At 61.7% G+C, this 21964-nt stretch carries 21 protein-coding genes; 4 read left to right on the plus strand and 17 right to left on the minus strand.

Annotated elements, in window-relative coordinates; all coding sequences use genetic code 11:
* Positions 1-144 precede the first annotated feature (144 nt).
* Positions 145-663: a GcrA family cell cycle regulator gene (locus C8K44_RS22425; RefSeq protein ID WP_109577994.1), complete on the plus strand. Its 519-nt coding sequence runs from the start codon at positions 145-147 to the stop codon at positions 661-663.
* Positions 664-764: 101 nt separating this feature from the next.
* On the opposite strand, the gene C8K44_RS22430 is transcribed toward C8K44_RS22425, so the two are convergent.
* The 5 genes from C8K44_RS22430 to C8K44_RS22450 all read right to left on the minus strand — a co-directional run bounded on the left by C8K44_RS22430 (position 765) and on the right by C8K44_RS22450 (position 5068).
* A complete protein-coding gene (locus C8K44_RS22430; protein ID WP_109577995.1) occupies positions 765-1778 on the minus strand; it encodes a magnesium and cobalt transport protein CorA in 1014 nt (337 codons plus the stop codon).
* A gap of 89 nt (positions 1779-1867) precedes the next feature.
* Entirely contained in the window at positions 1868-2593 is a 726-nt protein-coding gene (gene phoU, locus C8K44_RS22435) for a phosphate signaling complex protein PhoU (RefSeq protein ID WP_109577996.1), read from the minus strand.
* A 168-nt stretch (positions 2594-2761) separates the two neighbouring features.
* On the minus strand, positions 2762-3409 hold the full coding sequence (locus C8K44_RS22440; protein ID WP_109577997.1) for an SdpI family protein: 648 nt from the start codon (positions 3407-3409) through the stop codon (positions 2762-2764).
* Positions 3406-3675, minus strand: a complete 270-nt coding sequence (locus C8K44_RS22445) for an autorepressor SdpR family transcription factor (RefSeq protein ID WP_199227179.1) — start codon at positions 3673-3675, stop codon at positions 3406-3408. Before C8K44_RS22445 ends, C8K44_RS22440 begins: the two co-directional genes overlap by 4 nt.
* A gap of 115 nt (positions 3676-3790) precedes the next feature.
* A complete protein-coding gene (locus C8K44_RS22450; RefSeq protein WP_109577998.1) occupies positions 3791-5068 on the minus strand; it encodes an ATP-binding protein in 1278 nt (425 codons plus the stop codon).
* A gap of 147 nt (positions 5069-5215) precedes the next feature.
* Here C8K44_RS22450 and ppk2 point away from each other — a divergent pair, with 147 nt between their 5' ends.
* A complete protein-coding gene (ppk2, locus tag C8K44_RS22455; protein WP_245417591.1) occupies positions 5216-6103 on the plus strand; it encodes a polyphosphate kinase 2 in 888 nt (295 codons plus the stop codon).
* 7 nt (positions 6104-6110) lie between these two features.
* On the opposite strand, the gene C8K44_RS22460 is transcribed toward ppk2, so the two are convergent.
* Positions 6111-8066: a glycosyltransferase family 2 protein gene (locus C8K44_RS22460; RefSeq protein ID WP_109578000.1), complete on the minus strand. Its 1956-nt coding sequence runs from the start codon at positions 8064-8066 to the stop codon at positions 6111-6113.
* A gap of 404 nt (positions 8067-8470) precedes the next feature.
* Between C8K44_RS22460 and C8K44_RS22465 the strand changes: the two genes are divergently transcribed.
* On the plus strand, positions 8471-9295 hold the full coding sequence (locus C8K44_RS22465) for a transporter substrate-binding domain-containing protein (protein ID WP_199227183.1): 825 nt from the start codon (positions 8471-8473) through the stop codon (positions 9293-9295).
* 5 nt (positions 9296-9300) lie between these two features.
* Here C8K44_RS22465 and C8K44_RS22470 read toward each other — a convergent pair whose 3' ends face one another.
* Complete coding sequence (locus C8K44_RS22470; RefSeq protein ID WP_109578002.1) at positions 9301-9714, minus strand: tellurite resistance TerB family protein; 414 nt, start codon at positions 9712-9714, stop codon at positions 9301-9303.
* Between the two features lie 155 nt (positions 9715-9869).
* Here C8K44_RS22470 and C8K44_RS22475 point away from each other — a divergent pair, with 155 nt between their 5' ends.
* Positions 9870-11519 carry a lysine--tRNA ligase gene (locus C8K44_RS22475; protein ID WP_109578003.1) on the plus strand — a complete coding sequence of 550 codons (1650 nt, stop codon included), beginning with the start codon at positions 9870-9872 and terminating at the stop codon, positions 11517-11519.
* A 138-nt stretch (positions 11520-11657) separates the two neighbouring features.
* On the opposite strand, the gene C8K44_RS22480 is transcribed toward C8K44_RS22475, so the two are convergent.
* The 10 genes from C8K44_RS22480 to C8K44_RS22520 form a co-directional block, all read right to left on the minus strand.
* Positions 11658-12419, minus strand: a complete 762-nt coding sequence (locus C8K44_RS22480; RefSeq protein WP_109578004.1) for a thermonuclease family protein — start codon at positions 12417-12419, stop codon at positions 11658-11660.
* A gap of 5 nt (positions 12420-12424) precedes the next feature.
* On the minus strand, positions 12425-13075 hold the full coding sequence (locus tag C8K44_RS22485; RefSeq protein ID WP_109578005.1) for a helix-turn-helix transcriptional regulator: 651 nt from the start codon (positions 13073-13075) through the stop codon (positions 12425-12427).
* 89 nt (positions 13076-13164) lie between these two features.
* Positions 13165-13710, minus strand: a complete 546-nt coding sequence (locus C8K44_RS22490; protein ID WP_109578006.1) for a thioesterase family protein — start codon at positions 13708-13710, stop codon at positions 13165-13167.
* Positions 13711-13716: 6 nt separating this feature from the next.
* Complete coding sequence (locus tag C8K44_RS22495; RefSeq protein ID WP_109578007.1) at positions 13717-15939, minus strand: 3-hydroxyacyl-CoA dehydrogenase NAD-binding domain-containing protein; 2223 nt, start codon at positions 15937-15939, stop codon at positions 13717-13719.
* 194 nt (positions 15940-16133) lie between these two features.
* A complete protein-coding gene (locus C8K44_RS22500) occupies positions 16134-17342 on the minus strand; it encodes an acetyl-CoA C-acetyltransferase (protein ID WP_109578008.1) in 1209 nt (402 codons plus the stop codon).
* A 31-nt stretch (positions 17343-17373) separates the two neighbouring features.
* Positions 17374-18546: an acyl-CoA dehydrogenase family protein gene (locus C8K44_RS22505; RefSeq protein WP_109578009.1), complete on the minus strand. Its 1173-nt coding sequence runs from the start codon at positions 18544-18546 to the stop codon at positions 17374-17376.
* On the minus strand, positions 18543-18713 hold the full coding sequence (locus C8K44_RS28260) for a hypothetical protein (RefSeq protein WP_348626351.1): 171 nt from the start codon (positions 18711-18713) through the stop codon (positions 18543-18545). The genes C8K44_RS22505 and C8K44_RS28260 overlap by 4 nt, the downstream gene beginning before the upstream one ends.
* Positions 18665-19024, minus strand: coding sequence for an endonuclease domain-containing protein (locus C8K44_RS22510; protein ID WP_245417590.1), 360 nt, complete (start codon positions 19022-19024; stop codon positions 18665-18667). The genes C8K44_RS28260 and C8K44_RS22510 overlap by 49 nt, the downstream gene beginning before the upstream one ends.
* Before the next feature lie 57 nt (positions 19025-19081).
* Positions 19082-20878, minus strand: coding sequence for an acyl-CoA dehydrogenase (locus tag C8K44_RS22515; protein ID WP_109578010.1), 1797 nt, complete (start codon positions 20876-20878; stop codon positions 19082-19084).
* Positions 20879-21125: 247 nt separating this feature from the next.
* Positions 21126-21581, minus strand: coding sequence for a MerR family DNA-binding transcriptional regulator (locus C8K44_RS22520; RefSeq protein WP_109578028.1), 456 nt, complete (start codon positions 21579-21581; stop codon positions 21126-21128).
* Between the last annotated feature and the right edge of the window lie 383 nt (positions 21582-21964).

Consider the following 21964-nt stretch of genomic DNA (forward strand, 5'->3'; position numbering starts at 1 on the left):
GAGTCAGCGTATCGATAATTGTAATTGAGAAATAACTAGATTTCGTGCGGCGGACATATTCACCGAATAGATGTGGTGTCCACCCGGCTTGCCGGGACGGAAAAGGATTCCGCTTTCCGCACGTTAAATCAGGAGCACGGTCTCATGAACTGGACTGACGAGCGGGTCGAACTTCTCAGAAAACTATGGTCGGAGGGTCTGAGCGCGAGCCAGATCGCCGCGCAATTGGGTGGCGTGAGCCGCAATGCCGTCATCGGCAAGGTTCATCGCCTGAAGCTGTCGAGCCGAGGGCGCGCGACAGCGGCACCGGCACGCCAGAAAAAGACGACACAGGTAGCAGCCGCAACCAAGACGGTGCAGCGCACGGTGACAGCCACGCGCACGGTGACCGCCAGCATCGGCGCCACGGCACTACAGGCGCAGTTCGACGTCGAGCCGGTTGCACGCCAGTATATCCGCCCGGTCGAAAATGTCGTCGTTCCGATTTCGCGCCGCCTTCAGCTGGTCCAGCTCAACGAGCGCACCTGCAAGTGGCCGAACGGCGACCCGCTGAGCGAAGACTTCAGCTTCTGCGGCAACGAGGCCGGCGAAAGCGGACCTTACTGCGGCTATCACTCGAAGGTGGCTTTCCAGCCGGCTTCGGAGCGCCGCCGCTCGCGCTGAGCGAATAGCGAATAGCGAATAGCAGACATTGTCAGGGCCTCGGATCGTCAAGCGTTCCGGGGCCTCTCTATTCGCTACTCACTGTTCGCTATTCGCTCTTCTTACAGCCAGCCATTCTTCCTGAACCGCCAGTAGAGGATCGAGCAGATGGCTACGATCGCCACAAGCACCGTCGGATAGCCGTATTCGAAATGCAGCTCCGGCATGTCGGAGAAATTCATGCCATAGATGCCGGCGAGCGCGGTCGGAACGGCCAGGATCGCAGCCCAGGAAGCGAGTTTCTTGGCGATCGCGGTCTCCTGGCTCTGTCCAACCAGCAGGCTCGCCTCGAAGGCGAAAGCAAGCACCTCGCGCAGGTTGTCCACCTTTTCCACCACCGTACGAATGTGATCGGTGACGTCCCGGAACATGGGATGCATCGCAGGGCGCAACTGCGGCAGGTCGGCGCTCGTCAGTCGCCTGCAAACCTCGACAAGCGGGCCCGCCGCATTGCGCAGGCGCAACAGGTCGCGGCGCAGCATGTAAAGCCGCTCGATGTCCCTTGAGGTCATCGGCCGTGCCAGAACGCCATCTTCGATGGCGTCGACCTCCTCTTCGATCTGCTCGAGCACCGGCATGTAATTGTCGACGATGAAATCGAGGATGGCATAGAGGATGAAATCCTCGCCCTTGGCGAGCGCCGCGGGACAGGATTCCCAATGCTGGCGCACCGCGGCATAGGAAGTCGAAACGCCGTGGCGAACGCTGACGATGTAGCCCTTGCCGACAAAAATATGGGTCTCGCCGAAATTCACCCTCCCCTGCACGAGCTGGGCCGTGCGCGCGACAATGAACAGCGCGTCGCCATACTGCTCGATCTTGGGCCGCTGGTGGGGATGTTCGGCATCTTCGATGGCGAGATCGTGGAGGTGGAACTGCTGCTGGACCCGCAACAGCAGTTCGCGGCTCGGTTCAAGCAGGCCGATCCACACGACGTGGCCTTCCTTGGCCGCCCAGTCGCCGGCTTCTTCGATGGCGATGTCGGCTATGCGGCGGCCGCCAAGGTAGACGCTGGAAGCGACGACGCCGCTTTCCAGCTTGGGGCCCTTGTCGAACTTTCTGGCAAGTTCGGTCATGCTGCACCCCTACGGGGCATGCGCCCCGCCGATCGGAGCTATCCTAAACCTTCGCTACCCCGCGCAGAAGAGCCTTATTGGACGCCGGTTCAAGTGGATTTGCCATCGTCCGACAGGGTTACGCGATGGCTCTTGTCTTCCTTGGGGCGCTCGGGGGGCATCTGATCGCCGGTGACGATGTAGTAGATCGTCTCGGCGATGTTGGTGGCGTGGTCGCCGATACGCTCGATGTTCTTGGCCACGAACAGCAGATGCGTGCAGGGCGTGATGTTGCGCGGATCTTCCATCATGTAGGTCAACAGCTCGCGAAACAGCGAGGTGTACATGGCGTCGATCTGCTCGTCGCGGTCGCGCACGAAACCGATGCGCTCGACCGAACGCGAGGCATAGACGTCGAGCACCTCCTTGAGCTGGGTCAGCGCCAGTTCGGCCAGGGCTTCCAGTCCGCGGAACAGGCTGTTGGGCTGGCGCCCTTCGGCCACCGCCGACACGCGCTTGGCGATGTTCTTGCCGAGATCGCCGACGCGCTCGAGATCCGCCGAAATGCGGATCGCTCCGATGATCTCGCGCAGATCGGTGGCCATCGGCTGGCGCCTGGCGATGATCAGGATCGCCTTGTCGTCGATCTCGCGCTGGGCTTCGTCGAGCAAGACGTCGTCCTGGACCACACGCCGTCCGAGTTCCGGATCGCCGTTGACCAGGGCGGCAATCGCCTGATCGACCATGCGTTCGGCCTGGCCGCCCATGGCCGCGATCTTGCGTGCGAGGAACTTCAATTCCCCGTCATAGGCGCTGACGATGTGAACGGACTGCATTTCTGCTCTGGGCCTCCCGAGTTACGGATGAATCATGCTTCTGAATCCGCAACCCTAAGCTAGCTGCGTGACGGAATAAAGAAATCGCCGAAACGGCTGGTTTTCACTGTAGCCGGCTTTCGGCCATCGCCTGACTCAAGCCATCGAACATCGACGCCTCGACGTCGCTCAGCTGCGATGCGCCAACCGGTAGCTGTAGAGGCTACCTATCGCAATTGGCGTCAGCACGGCCGCAAGCAATGCGATGAAGAGCCAGACAGGCTCCTTGACCAGCACCGCGCAGAGCAGCAGCAGAGTGCCGCCTGCGACGAAAAGCAGGCCGGTCAGGCGCTGTGTCGCACGCCAGAGGGCCGGGTCGTTCATGATCCACGGAAGACGCACGCCAGACAGCGTGTTGGGCTGCGTCTTTGGCATGACATTGCCAAGCAGGATCAGCATGACCGCGATGGCAATCGTGATAACGCGAACCATCTGGTCGGGATACCCAAGACCAATCAGCACAATCGCGGACTGGATGGCCAAAGCCAGTCCGGTCATAGCCGGTATCACCGTGGCAAAGGCATGCTTGCTGGAGGCTATCTGAGACTGATCGACGCGACGACCTACCAGAGTGAACAACAATGAAAGGACCATCACCATCGCCGGCGCCATCAGAAGGGCTGCGTTGCGCGGCCAAAATGTATCTGGCTCACCATTCGGTCCCCAATGAATCGGCAGGCTCATGTCTGCTGGAATGAGCGCATAACCGGCAAACGTGACGGCGGCCAACGCGGCCAGCAGCACCGAGTTGGTGCGCGAAAACAATGCCTGGTTCATGTGTCCTGGTCCTTCAGGCTGAGAAGCCCAGCCAGGGCCTCTTCGAGGATCGATGTGTTGAGATGGTAGATCAGGCTCGTGCCACGCCGCTCGACGGCGACCAGCTCGGCTTCCTTGAGCTTGTTGAAATGCACCGACAGCGTTGGCTTGGTGAGGTCGAAATGTGCAGCGAGTTCGCCGGCGCTGCGCGGCCCATCCTTGAGCAGCGCCAGGATCCTGCGCCTCACAGGATGCGAAAGTGCCTCGAAGACCGCATTGATACCCATCTGGCCGCCATTGTTTGCGCCTGACTATAATTAGATATTCCTCTAATTAGAGTCAAGGCGAAATATGAAGCCAAGCGTAAACGAGCTGGCGAGAGGTGGCTGAGCGGGATTGTGGTCAGGCGACGGGGAAATGCACGGTAAAGGCTGCGCCTTCGCCCAGCTTCGAGCGGATCGACAACCGTGCGCCGTGCCTGGTCAGGATATGCTTGACGATGGACAACCCCAGTCCCGTACCCTTCTGGGCACGACTGGTTTCAACGTCGGCCCGATAGAAGCGCTCGGTGACACGCGGGATATGCTCGGCAGGAATGCCCGGCCCGAAGTCGCGGACCGTGACCTCGAACTCCGGTTCGCCGCCTTCGCTGGCTCGGTGCATAGTAACCAGAACACGCCCGCCCGACTGTCCATATTTGCAGGCGTTTTCGAGCAGGTTCTGAAACACCTGAAACAGCTCGTCGCGGTCGCCATGAACCTCGAACGGGCCGTCAGCGAAATCGCGCTCGACGACCACGCCTGTCTCGCTGGCGAGCGGAGCGAGCGATGCAATGACCGCCTCGATAGTCTGGCGCAGATCGACGCGCACGCCCGGCTTCAGATAAGGCTTCATCTCCAGCCGCGACAGCGACAAGAGATCGTCGATCAGTCTTGCCATGCGGCCGGTCTGGTTCTGCATGATCTGCAGGAACTGGTCGCGTGCGTTAGGGTCGTTGCGGGCCGGGCCGCGCAACGTTTCGACGAAACCGGCGATCGAGGCAAGCGGCGTGCGCAGTTCGTGGCTGGCGTTGGCGATGAAGTCGGCACGCATGCGGTCGATGCGACGCGCCTCGCTCTGATCCTTGAAGGCAAGCACAAACAGCCCGGTGCCGCGCCCGACCGCCGAAGCGGTCACGCGATAGACCCGTTCGAAGGGCACGCGCTCGACATAATCGGTCGCTTGTCCATTTCCTCCACCGCTTAGCACGGCCTCGATCAGGGCCTGCATTTCCGGCGCCCGGAACTTCAGCAGCAAAGGCAGTTCGGGCCTGATCGCGCCAAAGGCCGTCTCGGCGGCGGCATTTGCGTGCACCACCGTGCCGCCGCGATCGAAAATGATGAGCGGATCGGCAACCGCCGCGGCCAGCTTTTCGCCCGAAAGCCTGTCGAGCGGCGAGCGTTCGACGCGCGTATTTGCTTCGGCAAGCCGGCGTGCCGCCGGCGTGCGCGGCGCAACGAGCGCGAACAGGACAAGGGCTGCGATGACCAGCGCCGTAAAGTTCGCGGAAGCCGCACCAAAAAAATGTACAGCAAGAACGGCTGTGACGGCGGCGGTGAGCATCCAGCGGTTCTGGTAGAGCCGGCCTGCCGTTAGCCTCGCCGTTCGCCGTGCCCTTGTCTGCGTGCTGGTCTCAGCCATACGATTTTCCGCCGCGACAGCGCCTTCAAGAAGCCTCTGGACCACTCCCAAGCCACCCCATAGCATGACTTGCCGAGCTGGAAAGGTGTCGAAGTCATGAAAAAAGACAAGGAAAGCAAGAAGGGGAATGCTGCCGAAGCAGCGGCGATGGCCGATGCGGTGCCTACGGCCGGGCCAATCGAGGTCAAGATCGGCAAGGACATCAGGTCCTTCGACGTCAACGACCCCATCTTGCCGGACTGGATTGACAAGAAGGCGCTGAAGTCGGGAAACTATCCCTATGACGACAAGCTGCCGCAGAAGGAATACGACGAGACCATCGAGCAGTTGCAGGTCGAACTGGTCAAGCTTCAAGCCTGGCTGCAAGCCACCGGCAAGCGTGTCCTTTCGGTGTTCGAAGGCCGCGACGCAGCTGGCAAGGGCGGCACGATCTTCGTGCTGCGCCAATATATGAACCCTCGCACGGCGCGCAACGTGGCGCTGACCAAGCCGACCGAAACCGAACGCGGCCAGTGGTATTTCCAGCGCTACGTGGCGCAATTCCCTACATCGGGCGAATTCGTGACGTTCGACCGCTCCTGGTACAACCGCGCCGGCGTCGAGCCGGTGATGGGCTTTTGCACGCCCGAGCAGCACCGTCAGTTCCTCGACGAGACGCCGCAATTCGAAAGGATGATCGTCAACGAGAACGTTCATTTCTTCAAGTTCTGGCTCGACATTAGCCAGGAAATGCAGCTCAAGCGCTTCCACGACCGGCGCCACAGCCCGCTGAAGAGCTGGAAATTCTCGCCGATGGACGTAGCCGGCATCAGCAAGTGGGACGATTACACCAAGGCGATCGAGCTGATGGTTGAAAAGACCCACACCCAGCAAGCGCCATGGATCGTCGTCCAGGCCAACGACAAGCGGCGCTGCCGTGTCGCGGTGATCAGGCACATCCTGCGGGCATTGCCTTATGAGGGGCGCGACCTCGACAAGGTCGGCCGGCCCGACGGCAAGATCATCGCCGAAGGCATGAAGTTCCTGAAGGATTGACTGGCGCTCAAGCCGTCGCCCGGATGGTACGCTTGCGATGCGGCGTCTTTGACCAGTGGTGCGGACGCCGCCACAGCTCGAACAAGGCGCACCATGCCGCAACCGACAGCATCGTCCAGTAGACCGGGGTAAACAGACAGACCTTCCAGAAGCCGCGCTTTTCCTTGGGCTTGAGCGCGAGCCGGCCCAGCATCAGGTACGCGCTGTAGCCAAGCAGGATGCTGATCACATCCAGGGCGATCAGTGATGACTGCCAAAGCCCCATCGGCACGTCGAATGCGATCTGCACGGCCAGTCCGGCAAGCATCGCAATCAATACCAGGTGCAGCAACGACGACAGCACCATGCCTGCGAACAGGATTTGCGTGACGATGAAGGACATCGTCGGCAATTCGGCAGCGAGTGCGCGGGGCTCGCGCATATGCACCAGCCATGTCTGTATCCAGCCCTTGAACCAGCGCACGCGCTGGTGATGCCATGACACAAGGTCTTCCGGCGCCTCCTCCCGGGTCGGACAAGTCAGCGTCTCGCAGCGATAGCCATGACGGGCGAGACGCAGCCCGAGATCCGCATCCTCGGTGACGTTGTAAGGATCCCAGCCTCCGATCTCTTCCAGCACTTCGCGCCGGAAATGGTTGGAGGTGCCACCGAGTGGAAGCGTGATCCGGTTATGGGCGAGCCAGGGAAGCAGGCCACGAAACAGCGCCGCATACTCGAAGCCAAACATGTTGGCGATCATGTTCGCGCTGCGGTTGGATATCTCAAGCGGCGCCTGCAGGCAGGCAAGATCGCGCCCGGAGCTTTGAAAGCGCTGCCACGCCTCGGCGAGTTGCATCGGGTGCGGGCGATCCTCGGCATCGTACAGCACGATCACCTCGCCTCGCGTCAAAGGCAGCGCATAGGCTAGTGCCTTGGGCTTGGTGCGCGGCAGCGACGGCGGCACCAGAACAACCTCGACATAGGAACGCAGCGGATGGGCGGTGATCGCCGCGATGGTCTCGGTGTCGTCTGCCTCGCAGATCAGCTTTATCTCAAGCTTGCTGCGTGGCCATTGCAGCTTGCTGAGCCCTACCAGCAGGTCTGGCACGACCTCGGACTCCTTGTAGAGCGCCACGAGGACGGAATAGACCGGCAAGTCGGGCGAAAGCGGAAGCGAAATCCGCGAAGTTGTCGACGGAGGTATCGAAACCGCCGCAACGGCTCGCAAGGCCGCGCATGCGATGAAAAAGATGACCATGACCAGGTGCGCGACAAACAGCGCCAACATGGGTCCGGTGGCAAACGCCACGGGCAGCAGCACCGTCAACATGCCGAGGCTGTAGGTCTGCCAGGGCCAGAACACGTCGCGCGCGGAGTGTTCCGGCTGGCTGTCATGCAGCTTGTTGAGCGCGAGCCGCGTCAGCATGGGCTGCGCGTTCATCAACAATGCCGCCCTGAGCACCGATGGGGCGACGACCTTGATGCGGCGACCCAGGCCTGGGCTGGCCAGGCAATGCTTCTTCAGCAGGGCCCAGCCTGCCTGATCGGGCGCCACGACACAGGTGTATTGCCCCGGCGCCTCGCACAGCTTGGCAGACATGGCGCGGCCGCAGCGATCGAACTGCGCCCAGCAGGCCTTCTCGTCCATCAAAAGCCGACCCGGATCGATCGACTTCAGCCATTCGACACCGATCTCACGCGCCATAGCGGCAAAATATGCCTGCTCGGAAACCAGCCCCGAGACAAGCAACTCAGCCTGGAAGGTCGTGCCATGGAAGAGCGCGCGGGAACCTAGCCTAAGGCGGTTGGCCTCGGAAATGCCAAGCCTGTCGAGGGCCGACTGCATTTCGGGCACGGACGCCAGTGCCAGCTCATAGGCGTTGAGGCTGTTGTCGTTCGCTTCTTTGATTGGATGATGCTCGGGGAGCAGATCCTCGGAAAAAGCGGGGCGGATGGTCACGTGACTGGAGTCAAGCGTAACCATCACGCACCCACGGCCTGCGAGCCGTAAATTTGGATACTACGACAGTAATCGAACCAAGCCACGCCAGCTGCATTATGCAGCTCGCACGCGAACGTGCATCCTCCCCAAGGCGACCGGTCCAGTTCCATTGCAACACCCCCAAATGCTGCAATTCCCCGGGGCAATAATGCATATCGCCCTCACTGAGACCATGCCCCGAATGGGTGAGATATCGGCCAATTGATATAATTTATTATACCCATCCCCGACTTATCCCGCCTTGTCGTGCAAAGCTTCACAATCGCTTTGCCTGATGGCCATCGCGACGGTAAAGCTTCTGCAAGTTTACGACTTGAATGCCTGTCGCCGCCTTTTTGGCGGCGCGTCCACCGAGGGCCAGAGCAAACATGAAGCCCGCACCGCTGATGCTCGCGATCACCATGTCGCTGGCAGCCCTGCTCGGCCCGGCCAAGGCTGCCGAACCGCAGGTGCCGGTGCTATGGGACAGCAAGGAGCGGCTGCAGAAGCCGGACCTTTCAACACTGCCGCGCTTGCGCTTCTTGACGACGACCGATTTTCCGCCCTTCAACTTCATAGACAAGAGCGGTCGGCTGTCAGGTTTCCACATCGATCTCGCACGCGCCATCTGCGCTGAACTCGGCATTGCCGAGAAATGCCAGATCCAGGCATTGCCCTGGGCCGAACTCGACGGCGCGCTGAACTCCGGCGAAGGCGAAGCGCTCATAGCGGGTGTACCGGCAACGGCCGAGACACGCGAAAGATATGCCTTCTCGCGGCCCTATCTGCAGTTCCCCGCACGCTTCATCATGAAAAAAGCCCAGGCCGTCAGCGAGCCAATCGCCGACAAGCTCATGGGCAAGCGTGTCGGCGTGCTTGCCGGCTCGGCGCATGAGCGCGTGCTCAGGGATTATTTCGGCAATGTGAAGGTCGTCACCTATTCCAAGTCAGATTGGCTCAATACCGACCTCAAGGACGGCAAGCTCGACGCCGTCTTTGGCGACGGCATGCGCCTGTCGTTCTGGCTTAGCGGCACTGATGCAGCCGGCTGCTGCCGCTTTGCCGGCGGCCCTTATCTTGCGCCCGAATATCTCGGCACCGGCCTGGCGATCGCAACCAAGCCGGACAATGAACCGCTGGCCGCAGCCTTCGACTACGCGCTGCACCAGATCTCGGCCAAGGGTACCTTCGCCGAGCTCTATCTGCGCTACTTCCCGGTCAGTTTCTTCTGAAACTGCTAGGTGAGCGTGCGGTGGCGCGCCTTGGTGGCGCGTTCGATGGCGGCGACCGTCAGGGCATCCACGCTCAGGTTCTGACGCATCAGTTGCAGCACGCGCAGCTCCTCCATGCGCATTTCGAGATCGACCGACGCGACTTCGAAAGCAGCGGCATAGGCGGTTTCGTGCAGTCGCTCTGGGATTACCCTGCGCGCCGTATCCATGATGTCGTCGAGGCCATTGTCGGCGTGCAGCAAAAGCTGGCAATCCTGGGCAACCGAGATCAGCCGCTTGGCGTCGAAATCCATGAACACCGGCCACGTCCTGACCACCTCGCCGATCCGCGCCAGCTCGACATCGGTCATGTCACGGTCAGAGGCGGACGTGACGACCATCAGATAAATCAGCGCCTCGTGGGCGGTCGGCAAGGGCATCGAAGTCTCCAGACAGTTGATTTGCCGCCCGAATTTAGGAACGCGACGGCGCCGCCGCAATGAAAAATGGCCGGAATCGTTGACGCCCGAGGCATGCGCGCATAGAGCATGCCGTCTTCGGCGGACATTCCGCCCAACGAAAAAGGGCTCTCGACATGACGAGATCAAGCATCACAGATCTCAACTCTGAAATCCTCGCGGCAGCGGCTGAAAGCAAAGCCTGGCCGTTCGAGGAGGCCAAAAAAATTGTCGAGCGCTACACAGGCAGGGATTTCCCCGAGACGGTGCTGTTCGAGACCGGCTACGGTCCCTCGGGTCTGCCGCATATCGGCACGTTCGGCGAAGTGGCGCGCACCACCATGGTGCGCCATGCCTTTCGCGTGCTGACCGAAGACAAGGTCAAGACGAAGCTTCTGTGCTTCTCCGACGACATGGACGGAATGCGCAAGATCCCCGACAACGTGCCGGACCGCGCCTTCCTGGAGCCACATCTGCACAAGCCGCTGACAGCGGTGCCCAATCCCTTCGGCGGCGATTATGCCAGCTTCGGCGACCACAACAACGCGATGCTGCGCCGCTTCCTCGACACGTTCGGCTTCGACTACGAGTTCGCCAGCGCCACCGACTACTACAAGTCGGGCAAGTTCGACGCGATGCTGCTGAAGGCCGCGGAGAAGTACGACGACATCATGAAGGTGATGCTGCCGACGCTGGGCGAAGAGCGACAGGCGACCTATAGCCCGTTCCTGCCGATTTCACCGAAGAGTGGCCGCGTGCTCTACGTGCCGATGAAGCATGTCGACGCCAAGGCCGGAACCATCACCTTCGACGACGAAGGCACCGAAACGACGCTTTCGGTCACCGGCGGCAGGGTCAAGCTGCAGTGGAAGCCGGATTTCGGCATGCGCTGGGCAGCGCTCGGCGTCGATTTCGAGATGTTCGGCAAGGATCACCAGACCAACGCGATCATCTACGACCGCATCTGCAACATCCTGGGCGGGCGGGCGCCGGAACATTTCGTCTACGAGCTGTTCCTCGACGAGAACGGCCAGAAGATCTCGAAGTCAAAGGGCAACGGCCTGACCATCGACGAATGGCTGACCTACGCGCCGACCGAAAGCCTCGGGCTCTACATGTACCAGCGGCCCCGCCAGGCCAAGAAGCTCTATTTCGACGTCATTCCACGGGCGGTGGACGAATATTACACCTTCCTCTCTGCCTACCCCCGTCAGGAGTGGAAAGAGCGCCTGGGCAATCCGGTCTGGCACATGCACGACGGCAACCCGCCTGCCATCGACATGCCGGTGCCGTTCTCGATGCTGCTCAACCTGGTCAGCGCCTCCAATGCCCAGAACAAGGACGTCTTGTGGGGCTTCATTTCGCGCCATGCGCCTGGCATCACGCCTGCAACTCATCCCGAGCTCGACAGGCTGACCGGCTATGCGATCCGCTATTTCGACGATTTCGTGAAGCCGACGAAAACCTTCCGTGCGGCCGACGAGGTCGAACGCGAAGCGTTGGCAACGCTCGAAAAGACACTCGGCGCCCTGCCTGCAGGTGCCGACGGCGAAGCGATCCAGAACGCCTCGCTCAACATCGCCCGCCAGATCGAGCGCTACCAGGATCATTCCAAGAAGAGCCCGGAAGGTGGTCCCGGCGTATCGGGCGCTTTCTTCCAGATGATCTACCAGGTGCTGATCGGCCAGGAACGCGGGCCGCGTTTCGGCTCTTTCGCCGCGCTCTACGGTATCGAAGAAACGCGCGCGCTGATCCGCAAGGCACTTGAAGGCGAACTGACGGCGTAAGCCGAGCACCGCGTCCTTCCAGGCTTCCCCAAAACCCTAATGGCGAGCCTGTCGAACCATGGTTCGATAGGCTCGCCATGAAGGGGCTGTAGCGGCCCGGATCGCAACAAAGCTGAACTTGCCTCAAAGACGCTTGGGCTATTGAGCTGGAGCCTCGACCGTCGGCTCGACAGAGGGCAAGCTCGTGCCGTCAGGCGAGAGCGTCATTTCGATCAATTCCGGCGGTGGCCCGTAGATGCCTTTCTTCTCGGTCTCGGCCTTCTTGCCGATGTCGGCATAGGGTCCGCCTGCATCGGCCTTGGCCCAACCGTTTGCCGCCAGCCACTCGCCAACGTCCTGCTTGCCGATCCGGCATTTGGCGACAACCTCGCCCTGAGCCGCGTCAGCCGGCACGTCGCAGACCACGGCCCGGCTCCGCAAGAAGCTGCGAAATTCCGTCCGTGCTCGCGTCCCGCAATTCCATTCCTTGCCTTCGAAAGAGCAAGTTTCGCCAGCATCCAGCCTGGCAACGCCAGATATCGCCACGTGCAGGCCCTTGGCCTCTATCAGCCCGGAAGCGGAAGCGACCGGATGGAACAGCGTGGTGCCCTCATCTGCCTTCGGCTTCGGCGGCAAGGCGAGGCTGAGGTCGCTCAGTGGAGCGCGAGGAGCCTCCCGCGACAAGCCTCCCTGCGCCGTCGAAGGCGGCTCGGCAGTATCAGGGACAGTGGCTTCAGGCTCCTGCTGCTCAGTCTGTGATGGATCCACCGCAGCGATGCCATCGTCCGTGGGAAGGTCGTCCTCATCGATGGCATCGACTGAGGGTGCTTCAACGGCTGCCAATCTGTGCCCGCCAAAGGTGACGAGCAGCGTGGCGATGCCGAACCCGGCGGCAGCGACGGCTATGGCGGCTGGACGCATCGGCCCTACTGGCTCGCCCAGACGATACGCGCTATCCACTCGACCTCGCCGGTGTGGAAGCGCCTGACGGGATGTTCGGGATTGAGCGACACCAATTCGATGATGCCTTGCGTCTGGCGTTCGAGCACCTTTGCCATGACCTCGCCCGACATCGTCTTGACCACGACACGGTCGCCCTTGCGGACGGCGGCCCCCGGCTCGACGATCAGCACGTCGCCATTGCGGTAGAGCGGCAGCATCGAGTCGCCCTGAACTTCAAGCGCATAGGAACTGTCGGTTGCGCGTGCCGGAAGCTCGATCAGTTCCCAGCCCTGCCCCGCCGGAAAACCGGCGTCGTCGAAGAAACCGCCAGCACCAGCCTGGGCGAATCCCAGCAGCGGCACGCCCGTCTGCTGCTCACGCGGCTTGGTCCTGACGGTCGCCTTAGCCGGCTCGACAAAACCCAAGAATTCCTCGAGCGAGGAATTGGTCGCCTCGATGATCTTGGCAAGCGACTCGGTCGAGGGCCAGCGTGGTCGGCCGTCGACCGACTGACGCTTGGATTTGTTGAACGCGGTCGAGTCGAGCCCTGCCTTCTTGGCGAGGCCCGACGCCGAAAGCGAATAGCGCTCGGCAAGAGCGTCTATCGCGGCCCAGACACGTTCATGCGAGAGCATGGCGCTCTCCTTGCGAACAGGAAAAAATACCTTTTTAGTATTAACCACGCCGGCGGCGATTGTCCATACGCGTCTCGCCCGGGCAGCCGTCAGTCCTGCGTCTTCGCCAGTATCCGCAACCCCTTGTGCGAGGCGATGAATATCTCTTCTTCGGCGCTCACCGGGCGCGGCGTGGCATCCACCCCAAGCTGCCGCATGAGATCGCCTATCTCCACGAAGCGCCGGTTGCCGCGATCGTAAACGCCGGCACTTGTCATGATCAGCGCCGCCGTTTCACCATTGTCGAGCACGAAGCGGTGCTTGCCGATGACCTCGGTGCCATTCCAGGTCTCGATCGAGGACACCACGTCGAAGCGCTTCCACAGCCTGATCTCGCGCACGAACACTGTCTGCAGGCCGCCCAGCATCGGTGCCCAGCCGCGCTTGCGGGCCAGCTCGATCAGACCTGAGCGCATGAAGATGTCGATGCGGCCGACATCGGCCAGCATCATGTAGCGCGCATTGTTGAGGTGCATGTTGAAGTCGATGTCGGTCGGCAGGCAGCGGAACGACAGCCGGCCCTCATCGCCAAAACGGTAAGGGCCGCGACGAGATTTCGTCGCGGCCATGCGAGCCAGTCTTGCCCAGACGTACATGCTGCGTCAGGCCGCCTTCTTTTCCTCTGATTTCGCGTAGGGATCGAAGCGCTGGTAGAATGTCTCGCCCTTCTCCGCCATGTCGATGAGAAGCTTGGGTGCCTTGAATTCGGCGCCGTATTTCTTCTGCAGGTCCTTGGCGATCTTGACGAACTTCTTGGCGCCGATGCCGTCAATGTAAGACAGCGCGCCGCCCGTGTAAGGGGCGAAGCCGAAGGCCAGGATCGAGCCGACATCCGCCTCGCGCGGATCGGTGACGATGCCCTCTTCCATGACCCGCACCGCTTCCAGTGCTATGACCGACAGCAGGCGCTGCTTGAGTTCCTCGACATCGACCTTTTCCGGGGCGATCTGCGGGTAGAGGTTCTTGAGGCCCGGCCACAACTTCTTCTTGGCGGGCTTCGGCGGGTAGTCGTAGAAGCCCTTGGTGTTCTTGCGGCCGAAGCGGCCGTGGGTGTCCACCATGGTATTGATCAGCGCCATCTGGCGCGGATCGACCGCCTTTTCGCCGAGATCCCTGATCGTCTGCTTCATGATCTTCTGGGCGAGGTCGACAGCCGTCTCGTCCGTCAATGCGAGCGGGCCGACCGGCATGCCGGCAGCCTTTGCGGCATTCTCGATCATCGCCGCCGGCACGCCCTCGATCAGCATCTTGAAGGCTTCCGACATGTAGCGCAGCACGCAACGGTTGACGTAGAAGCCGCGCGTGTCGTTGACGACGATCGGCGTCTTCTTGATGGCGCGGACGAAGTCCATCGCAACCGCGAGCGCCTTGTCGCCCGTTTTCTTGCCCATGATGATTTCGACCAGCATCATCTTGTCGACCGGCGAGAAGAAGTGGATGCCGATGAAGTTCTTCGGACGCACCGAGTTCTTGGCGAGCGAAGTGATCGGAATGGTCGAAGTGTTGGAGGCAAACACCGCCGATGACTTGAGTACGGCCTCGGCCTTTTCGGTCGCGCCCTTCTTGACTTCCGAGTCCTCGAAAACCGCCTCGACGACGAGGTCGCAGCCATTGAGATCGGCATAGTCGGCGGTCGGCGTGATCAGCGACAACAGCTTGTCGCGCTCTTCGGCCTTGGCGCGGCCCTTCTTGATCTGTTCCGAGATCAGGTTGTCGCAATGCGCCTTGCCCTTTTCGGCCGCAGCCATGTCACGATCGAGCAGCACGACCGGAATGCCGGCCTTGGCGGTGACATAGGCAATGCCCGCGCCCATGAAGCCGGCGCCGAGGATGCCGATCTTCTTGAACTTGGTGTCAGCAATGCCTTCCGGGCGGCGCGCGCCCTTGTTCAACTCTTGCAGCGACACGAACAGCGAGCGGATCATCGCTGCCGCTTCCTTGGTCTGCATGATCTCCGTGAAATAGCGCTGCTCGATGCGCAGGCCGGTGTCGAAGGGCACCAAAAGGCCCTCATAGACCGACTTCAGGATCGCGGTGGCAGCCGGATAGTTGCCATAGGTCTCGCGGCGCAAGATGGCGATTGCCGGTGGCCAGAGATTGGCGCCGGCAGCCGAATAGACCGGACCGCCGGGCAGCTTGAAGCCCTTTTCATCCCATGGCTGAACCGGCTTCAGGCCGGCAGCGATCATCGCCTTTGCGGCCTCGATCAGCTTGGCCGGTTCGACGACGGCATGGATCAGGCCCATGGCTTTGGCCTTCTGCGGCGAAAGTGTCTGGCCCGAGGTCAGCATCTGCAGGGCCGACTGCGGATCGGTCAGCCTCGGCACACGCTGGGTGCCGCCGGCGCCCGGGAAGATGCCGACCTTGACTTCCGGCAGGGCCATCTTGACCTTGTCGCTGTCGGCGGCAACGCGGCCGTGGCAGGCCAGCGACAGCTCGAAAGCGCCGCCCATGCAGGTGCCGTTGATCGCCGACACCCACGGCTTGCCGCAGGTCTCGAGCTTACGCCACAGGCCGCCCATGCGGCCGGCGTTGTCGAACAGAAGCTTGGCCGCCTTTTCCGGATCCTTGGCCTTTTCCTTGGCGAAGACCTTCAGCATCTTCTGCAGCATGGTGAGGTCGGCGCCGCCAGAGAACGTTTCCTTGCCCGAGGTGAACACGGCACCCTTGATGCCGGCGTCGGCCACGACCTGATCGATGATCTTGTCGAGTTCGTTCATCACCTCTTCGGTGAATACGTTCATCGAGCGGTCGGGCATGTTCCAGGTAACGAGCGCAATGCCATCGGCATCGGTTTCGACCGTGAAGTTGATGTAGTCAGCCATTGGAGAATTTCCTCCTTGAAATCTGTTGCGTCAGCGGCAAGCGCGACGGTGAAACTGAGGGCCTCTCCCCGTTTACGGGGAGAGGATGCCGGCAGGCAGGTGAGGGGCAGAGTTGACGTTGCCAATCCTGGCGCAGCCCCTCATCCGGCCCTTCGGGCCACCTTCTCCCCGTGAACGGGGAGAAGGAAAAAGCGTTACACCCTCTCGATGATCGTCGCGGTGCCCATGCCGGCGCCGATGCACAGCGTAACCAGCGCGGTGTTGAGGTCGCGGCGCTCGAGTTCGTCCAGCACGGTGCCGAAGATCATAGCGCCGGTGGCGCCCAGCGGGTGGCCCATGGCGATGGCGCCGCCGTTGACGTTGATCCTGTCATGGGGGATCTCGAAGGCCTGCATGTAGCGCAGAACGACGGAGGCGAAGGCCTCATTGAGCTCGAACAGGTCGATGTCGGAGATCTTCATCTTTGCACGCTTGAGCAGCTTCTCGGTCACGTCGACCGGACCGGTCAGCATCATCGCCGGCTCCGAACCGATGTTGGAGAACGAGTGGATGCGTGCCCGTGGCTTCAGACCCATAGTCTTGCCGGCCTTCTTGGAGCCTAGCAGGACGGCGGCGGCACCATCGACGATGCCAGACGAGTTGCCGGCGTGGTGGACGTGGTTGATCTCTTCCAGTTCGGGGTAGCGCTGCACGGCAACGGCATCGAAGCCGCCCATTTCGCCGGGGATGACGAAGGACGGGTTGAGCTGGCCGAGCGACTGCATGTCGGTGGTCGGGCGCATGTGCTCGTCATGGTCGAGGATGGTCAGGCCGTTCTGGTCCTTGACCGGCACGACCGACTTCTTGAAGTAGCCCTTCTCCCAGGACCGCGCCGCACGCTTCTGGCTCTCGACCGCATAGCCATCGACGTCGTCGCGCGAAAAGCCGTATTTCGTGGCGATCAGGTCGGCGGAAACGCCTTGCGGCATGAACCAGGCAGGCATGCCGACCGAGGGGTCCATGAACCAGGCACCACCCGACATACCCATGCCGACGCGCGACATCGACTCAACACCGCCAGCGATGACGATGTCGTCGGCGCCCTGGGCGATCTTGGCGGCGCCGAAATTGATGGCATCGAGACCCGAGGCGCAGAAGCGCGAGATCTGCATGCCCGGCGCCTTGTTGTCGTAGCCGGCCTCGAAGGCGGCCGAACGCGGGATCACCGAGCCTGCTTCGCCGACCGGGTCGACGCAACCGAAGATGATGTCGTCGACCTGTGCCGTGTCGAACCCGTTGCGGTCGCGCAAGGCTTCCAGCACCTTGGCACCGAGGCGCACCGCCGGCACTTCGTGCAGCGATCCATCCTTCTTGCCCTTGCCGCGCGGCGTGCGCACGGCGTCATAGACAAAAGCGTCAGCCATTTTCCAGCTCCTTGGTTTCCGGATCGGCGGCTCAGAGCGAGCGGGCGATCAGCAACTTCATGATCTCGTTGGTACCGCCATAGATGCGCTGCACGCGCGCGTCGCGGTACATGCGGGCGATCGGGTATTCATTCATATAACCATAGCCGCCAAACAATTGCAGGCATTCGTCGACGATCTTGCACTGCAGGTCCGACAGCCAATACTTGGCCATTGATGCAGTTACCGGATCGAGCCCGCCAGAAATATGACGCGCGACGCAGTCATTGTAGAAGACGCGCCCGATGGTCGCCTCGGTCTTCAATTCGGCGAGCTTGAACTGGGTGTTCTGGAAGTCGAGGATCGCCTTGCCGAAAGCCTTGCGCTCCTTGACGTAATCGATGGTTTCGGCAAGCGCGCGCTCGATCATGGCGATCGCGCCGGCGCCGATTTCGAGCCGCTCCTGCGGCAGCTGCTGCATGAGCTGGACGAAACCCTGGCCTTCTTCCTGTCCCAGCAGATTGGAGGTCGGCACGCGCACGTCGTTGAAGAACAGCTCGGACGTGTCGTTGGCCTTGAGACCGATCTTGTCGAGGTTGCGGCCGCGCTCGAAACCTTCGACCTCGTCGGTCTCGACGACGATCAACGAGGTGCCCTTGGCGCCCTTGGACGGATCGGTCTTGGTCACGACGATGATCAGGTTGGCGTGCTGGCCGTTGGTGATGAAGGTCTTCGAGCCGTTGATGCGGTAGTGGTTGCCATCACGCTCGGCGCGTGTCTTGACGCCCTGCAGGTCGGAACCTGCTCCCGGCTCGGTCATGGCGACGGCACCGATCAGCTCGCCGGTCGCCATCTTGGGCAGCCACTTCTTCTTCTGCTCTTCCGAGCCGTAGTGCAGGATGTAGGGCGCGACGATCGAGTTGTGCAAGGCGATGCCGAAGCCGTCGACGCCGACATGCCCGATCGCCTCGATGATCGCGCTCTCATGGGCGAAGGTGCCGCCCGACCCGCCATATTCCTCGGGCATCGATGCGCAGAGCAGACCGGCAGCACCCGCCTTTTCCCAGCTCGCGCGGTCGACCATCTCGTTCTTTTCGAACGCGTCGTAGTGCGGCAGGATTTCTTCCGTCATGAAGCGGTGCGCCATGTCGTAGAGCATCGACACATCGTCCGCCGCCCAGGCGGGCTTGGGCAGTCCCAGAACATCTGCAGGAATTGTCGTCATGGCGCGGTTCCTCCCTCCCCCTTGAGGGGAGGGTGGCCGCGCAGCGGCCGGGTGGGGTCCCCCAACATGCTCTCCGCCCTCTCCCTTACAAACTGCGCGACGTGCCAGGCGCTGTGCATCACATCCGGCTCGTCAATCCTGAGCACGACATATCCGAGAGACTCCAGGTAAGCGTCGCGATTGGCGTCGTGCCGCTTACCTGCTCCGTTTCGTGACTGTCGCCATCAATCTCAACCACCAGACGAACGGATGGACAGAGGAAGTCGACAATGTACGGTCCAATCGGAGACTGGCGCCTGAACTTCAACCCTGCAGCTCGCAACTCCCGCAATTCGTACCAAAGCAAGGTTTCCGCCTTGGTGGTGTGCAGGCGCAACGAGCGCGCCTTCTGGCGCATTTCGAAACCGATGCGAGTGCGAGGCACGACAGTTTTCCTCTCGGTGTGTACCTTCAACAAATCGTCGCTACCTGTCGTCACGAACCCCTCCCGGCCCTGCGGGCCACCCTCCCCTCAAGGGGGAGGGGTACGTATTCCTCAGAACGCCTCCGCCGGAAGCGCCATCATCGTCGCCGAGCCGGTCGAAAGCCGCGCCAGATGCGCAGCGGTCTCGGGCATCACGCGCTCCATGAAATAGCGGCCGGTGACCAGCTTGGTCTCGTAGAAATCGGCCGAACCGTTGGCGCCGGTGGCCAGCTTGTCCTGCGCCGACTTGACCATACGTCCCCACATGTAGCCAAGGGCCACAAGGCCAAAGAGATGCATGTAGTCGGTCGAGGCGGCACCCGCATTGTCCGGATTGGCCATGCCGTTCTGGACCAGCCACATCGTCGCTGCCTGCAGGTCGTTGAGGCCCTTCTTCAGCGCCTTGGTGTATGGCGCCATCTGCTCGTCGCCGCGATTGGCCTCGCAGAACTCGCCGACTTCCTTGAAGAAGGCCTGCACGGCGCGGCCGCCGTTGAGACCGAGCTTGCGGCCGACGAGGTCGAGCGCCTGCACGCCATTGGCGCCTTCATAGATCATGGCGATGCGGGCATCGCGCACGAACTGGCTCATGCCATGCTCTTCGATGTAGCCGTGACCGCCGAAGACCTGCTGCGCCATGACGGCATGCTCGAAGCCCTTGTCGGTGAGCACGCCTTTGACGATCGGCGTCATCAGGCCCATGTGGTCGTCGGCGACCTGGCGTTCACCCGCGTCCTCGGAGCGATGGGCGACGTCGGAGTTGATCGCGGTCCACAGCACCAGCGCGCGACCGGCCTCGTTGAAGGCCTTCATGGTCATCAGCTTGCGGCGGATGTCGGGGTGGACGATGATCGGGTCGGCCTTCTTGTCGGGCGCCTTCGGGCCGGTCAGCGAACGGCCCTGGATGCGGTCCTTGGCGTAGGCGACGGCGTTCTGGTAGGCGACCTCGGAAACGGCGAGACCCTGCAGGCCGACGCCGAGACGCGCCTCGTTCATCATCGTGAACATCGCCTTCAGGCCGCCATTGGCTTCGCCGAGCAGGAAGCCTTCGGCCTCGTCATAATTCATGACGCAGGTCGAGTTGCCGTGGATGCCCATCTTCTCCTCGATCGAACCGCACGACACGGCATTGCGCGTGCCGGGATTGCCCTGATCATCGAGATTGAACTTCGGCACGATGAACAGCGAGATGCCCTTCACGCCTTCCGGCGCGCCCTCGATGCGGGCCAGCACCAGGTGGACGATGTTGTCCGACATGTCGTGTTCGCCGGCCGAGATGAAGATCTTCTGGCCTGAAATCCTGTAGGAGCCGTCGCCGTTCGGCACGGCCTTCGAGCGCAGCAGGCCAAGGTCGGTGCCGCAATGCGGTTCGGTCAGGTTCATTGTGCCGGTCCAGGCGCCCTCGACCATCTTTGGCAGCCAGGTCGCCTTCTGTTCTTCGGAACCGTGCACGAGGATCGCAGCCATCGCGCCCTGGGTCAGGCCGGGATACATCATCAGCGCCATGTTGGCCGCCGACATGTATTCGCCCACCGCCGAGTGAACGGTGTAGGGCAGGCCCTGGCCGCCATGTTCGGCCGGCACCGCCAGGCCCATCCAGCCGCCTTCGCGGTACTGGTCGAACGCTTCCTTGAAGCCCTTGGGCGTGGTCACCGTGCCGTCTTCGTTGCGGACGCAGCCTTCCATGTCGCCGACGCGGTTGAGCGGATGCATGACGTTTTCAGCGAGCTTGGCGCCTTCGGCGAGGATTGCCTCGAGAACGTCGGGGCTGGCGTCGGAGAAGCCGGCAAGATTGCTATAGCGCTCGTAGCCGAGCACATCATTCAGCACAAAAAGCGTGTCTTGGACCGGCGCCCGGAATATCGGCATTGCTCATCCTCCAGCAAATGTAAGCCGGTTCCGGCCAGACGGTATGCGACAGGGAACCGCTTGTCGAACGGGGATTAGCAAAAATTGACGTTTGCGTAAACGTCAATTTTTACTGCCACCGATTTTTCGATGACGTCGCCGAAATCACTTCTCAGGGACCCCGCCGGCACCAGCCAGCCCCAAATGCAAAACGACCCGGCGAAGTCTCCCTCGCCGGGTCGTTTTCAAACACGCAAACAGCTTGATATCAGCTTGCGGCGCTGGCCTGCTGCACGGCGGTGCGCTCGGCAAGCAGCTGGCGGACAACCGCCATGTGCTCGCTCAGCTCGCCGATCGCCTCGTCGAGCAACTGGCGCTGCTTGTTCAGGCGGCCGAGCTGCTTGTCCGACTTGTCGAGCGTCAGCCGCAGCTGCTTGGCGTTGGTGCCGGTCGGATCGTAGAGGTCGATCATCTGCTTGACGTCGCGTAGCGAGAAGCCAACCTTCCTGCCGAGCAGGATCAGCTTCAGCCGCGCGCGGTCGCGACGGGTGTAAAGGCGCGTAGCACCCTCACGCTTGGGGTTGAGCAACCCCTTGTCTTCGTAAAAACGCAACGTGCGCAAGGTCACGCCGTATTTCTTCGCCATCTCGCCAATGCGGACATAGTCGTCACTGGAGAGATTGTTTTCATTGGCCGCAACGTCGGCGACCGACACAAGCTTCATCATCTACTCTGCAATCCCCAATTGCGAGCACGGCGGCTGAGCCGGCCGGTGCTCTGATGGAAGCCGCAGGGGGCGGGGCTTCCGATCGTGGTTTCTATGTAAATGCTTCCTAAAGACGGCGATCTGCACACGTCTTACGTTTACGTAAATGCTATAACGATAGCGCCTACCCTACGCAAGGGAAATCTGGCCGATTTGGCCGCTGCAGCGGTTACACAACGTCGCAGTTTCTTAAGCTTGGTTAAGAGCTTGTTTACCACGTTGAGGGAAATGTAGCCGTGTCGGTTCCCCCGTGAGCGCCATGTATCGGATTGTTCACGGTTTCGGAAGGCGGCGAAAAGCCTCGGGGGGATCCAGTTCCGTGGCATCTCGCCCCTCCGTCC

This window comes from Aminobacter sp. AP02 (assembly GCF_003148805.1).
Taxonomy (GTDB): Bacteria; Pseudomonadota; Alphaproteobacteria; order Rhizobiales; family Rhizobiaceae; genus Aminobacter.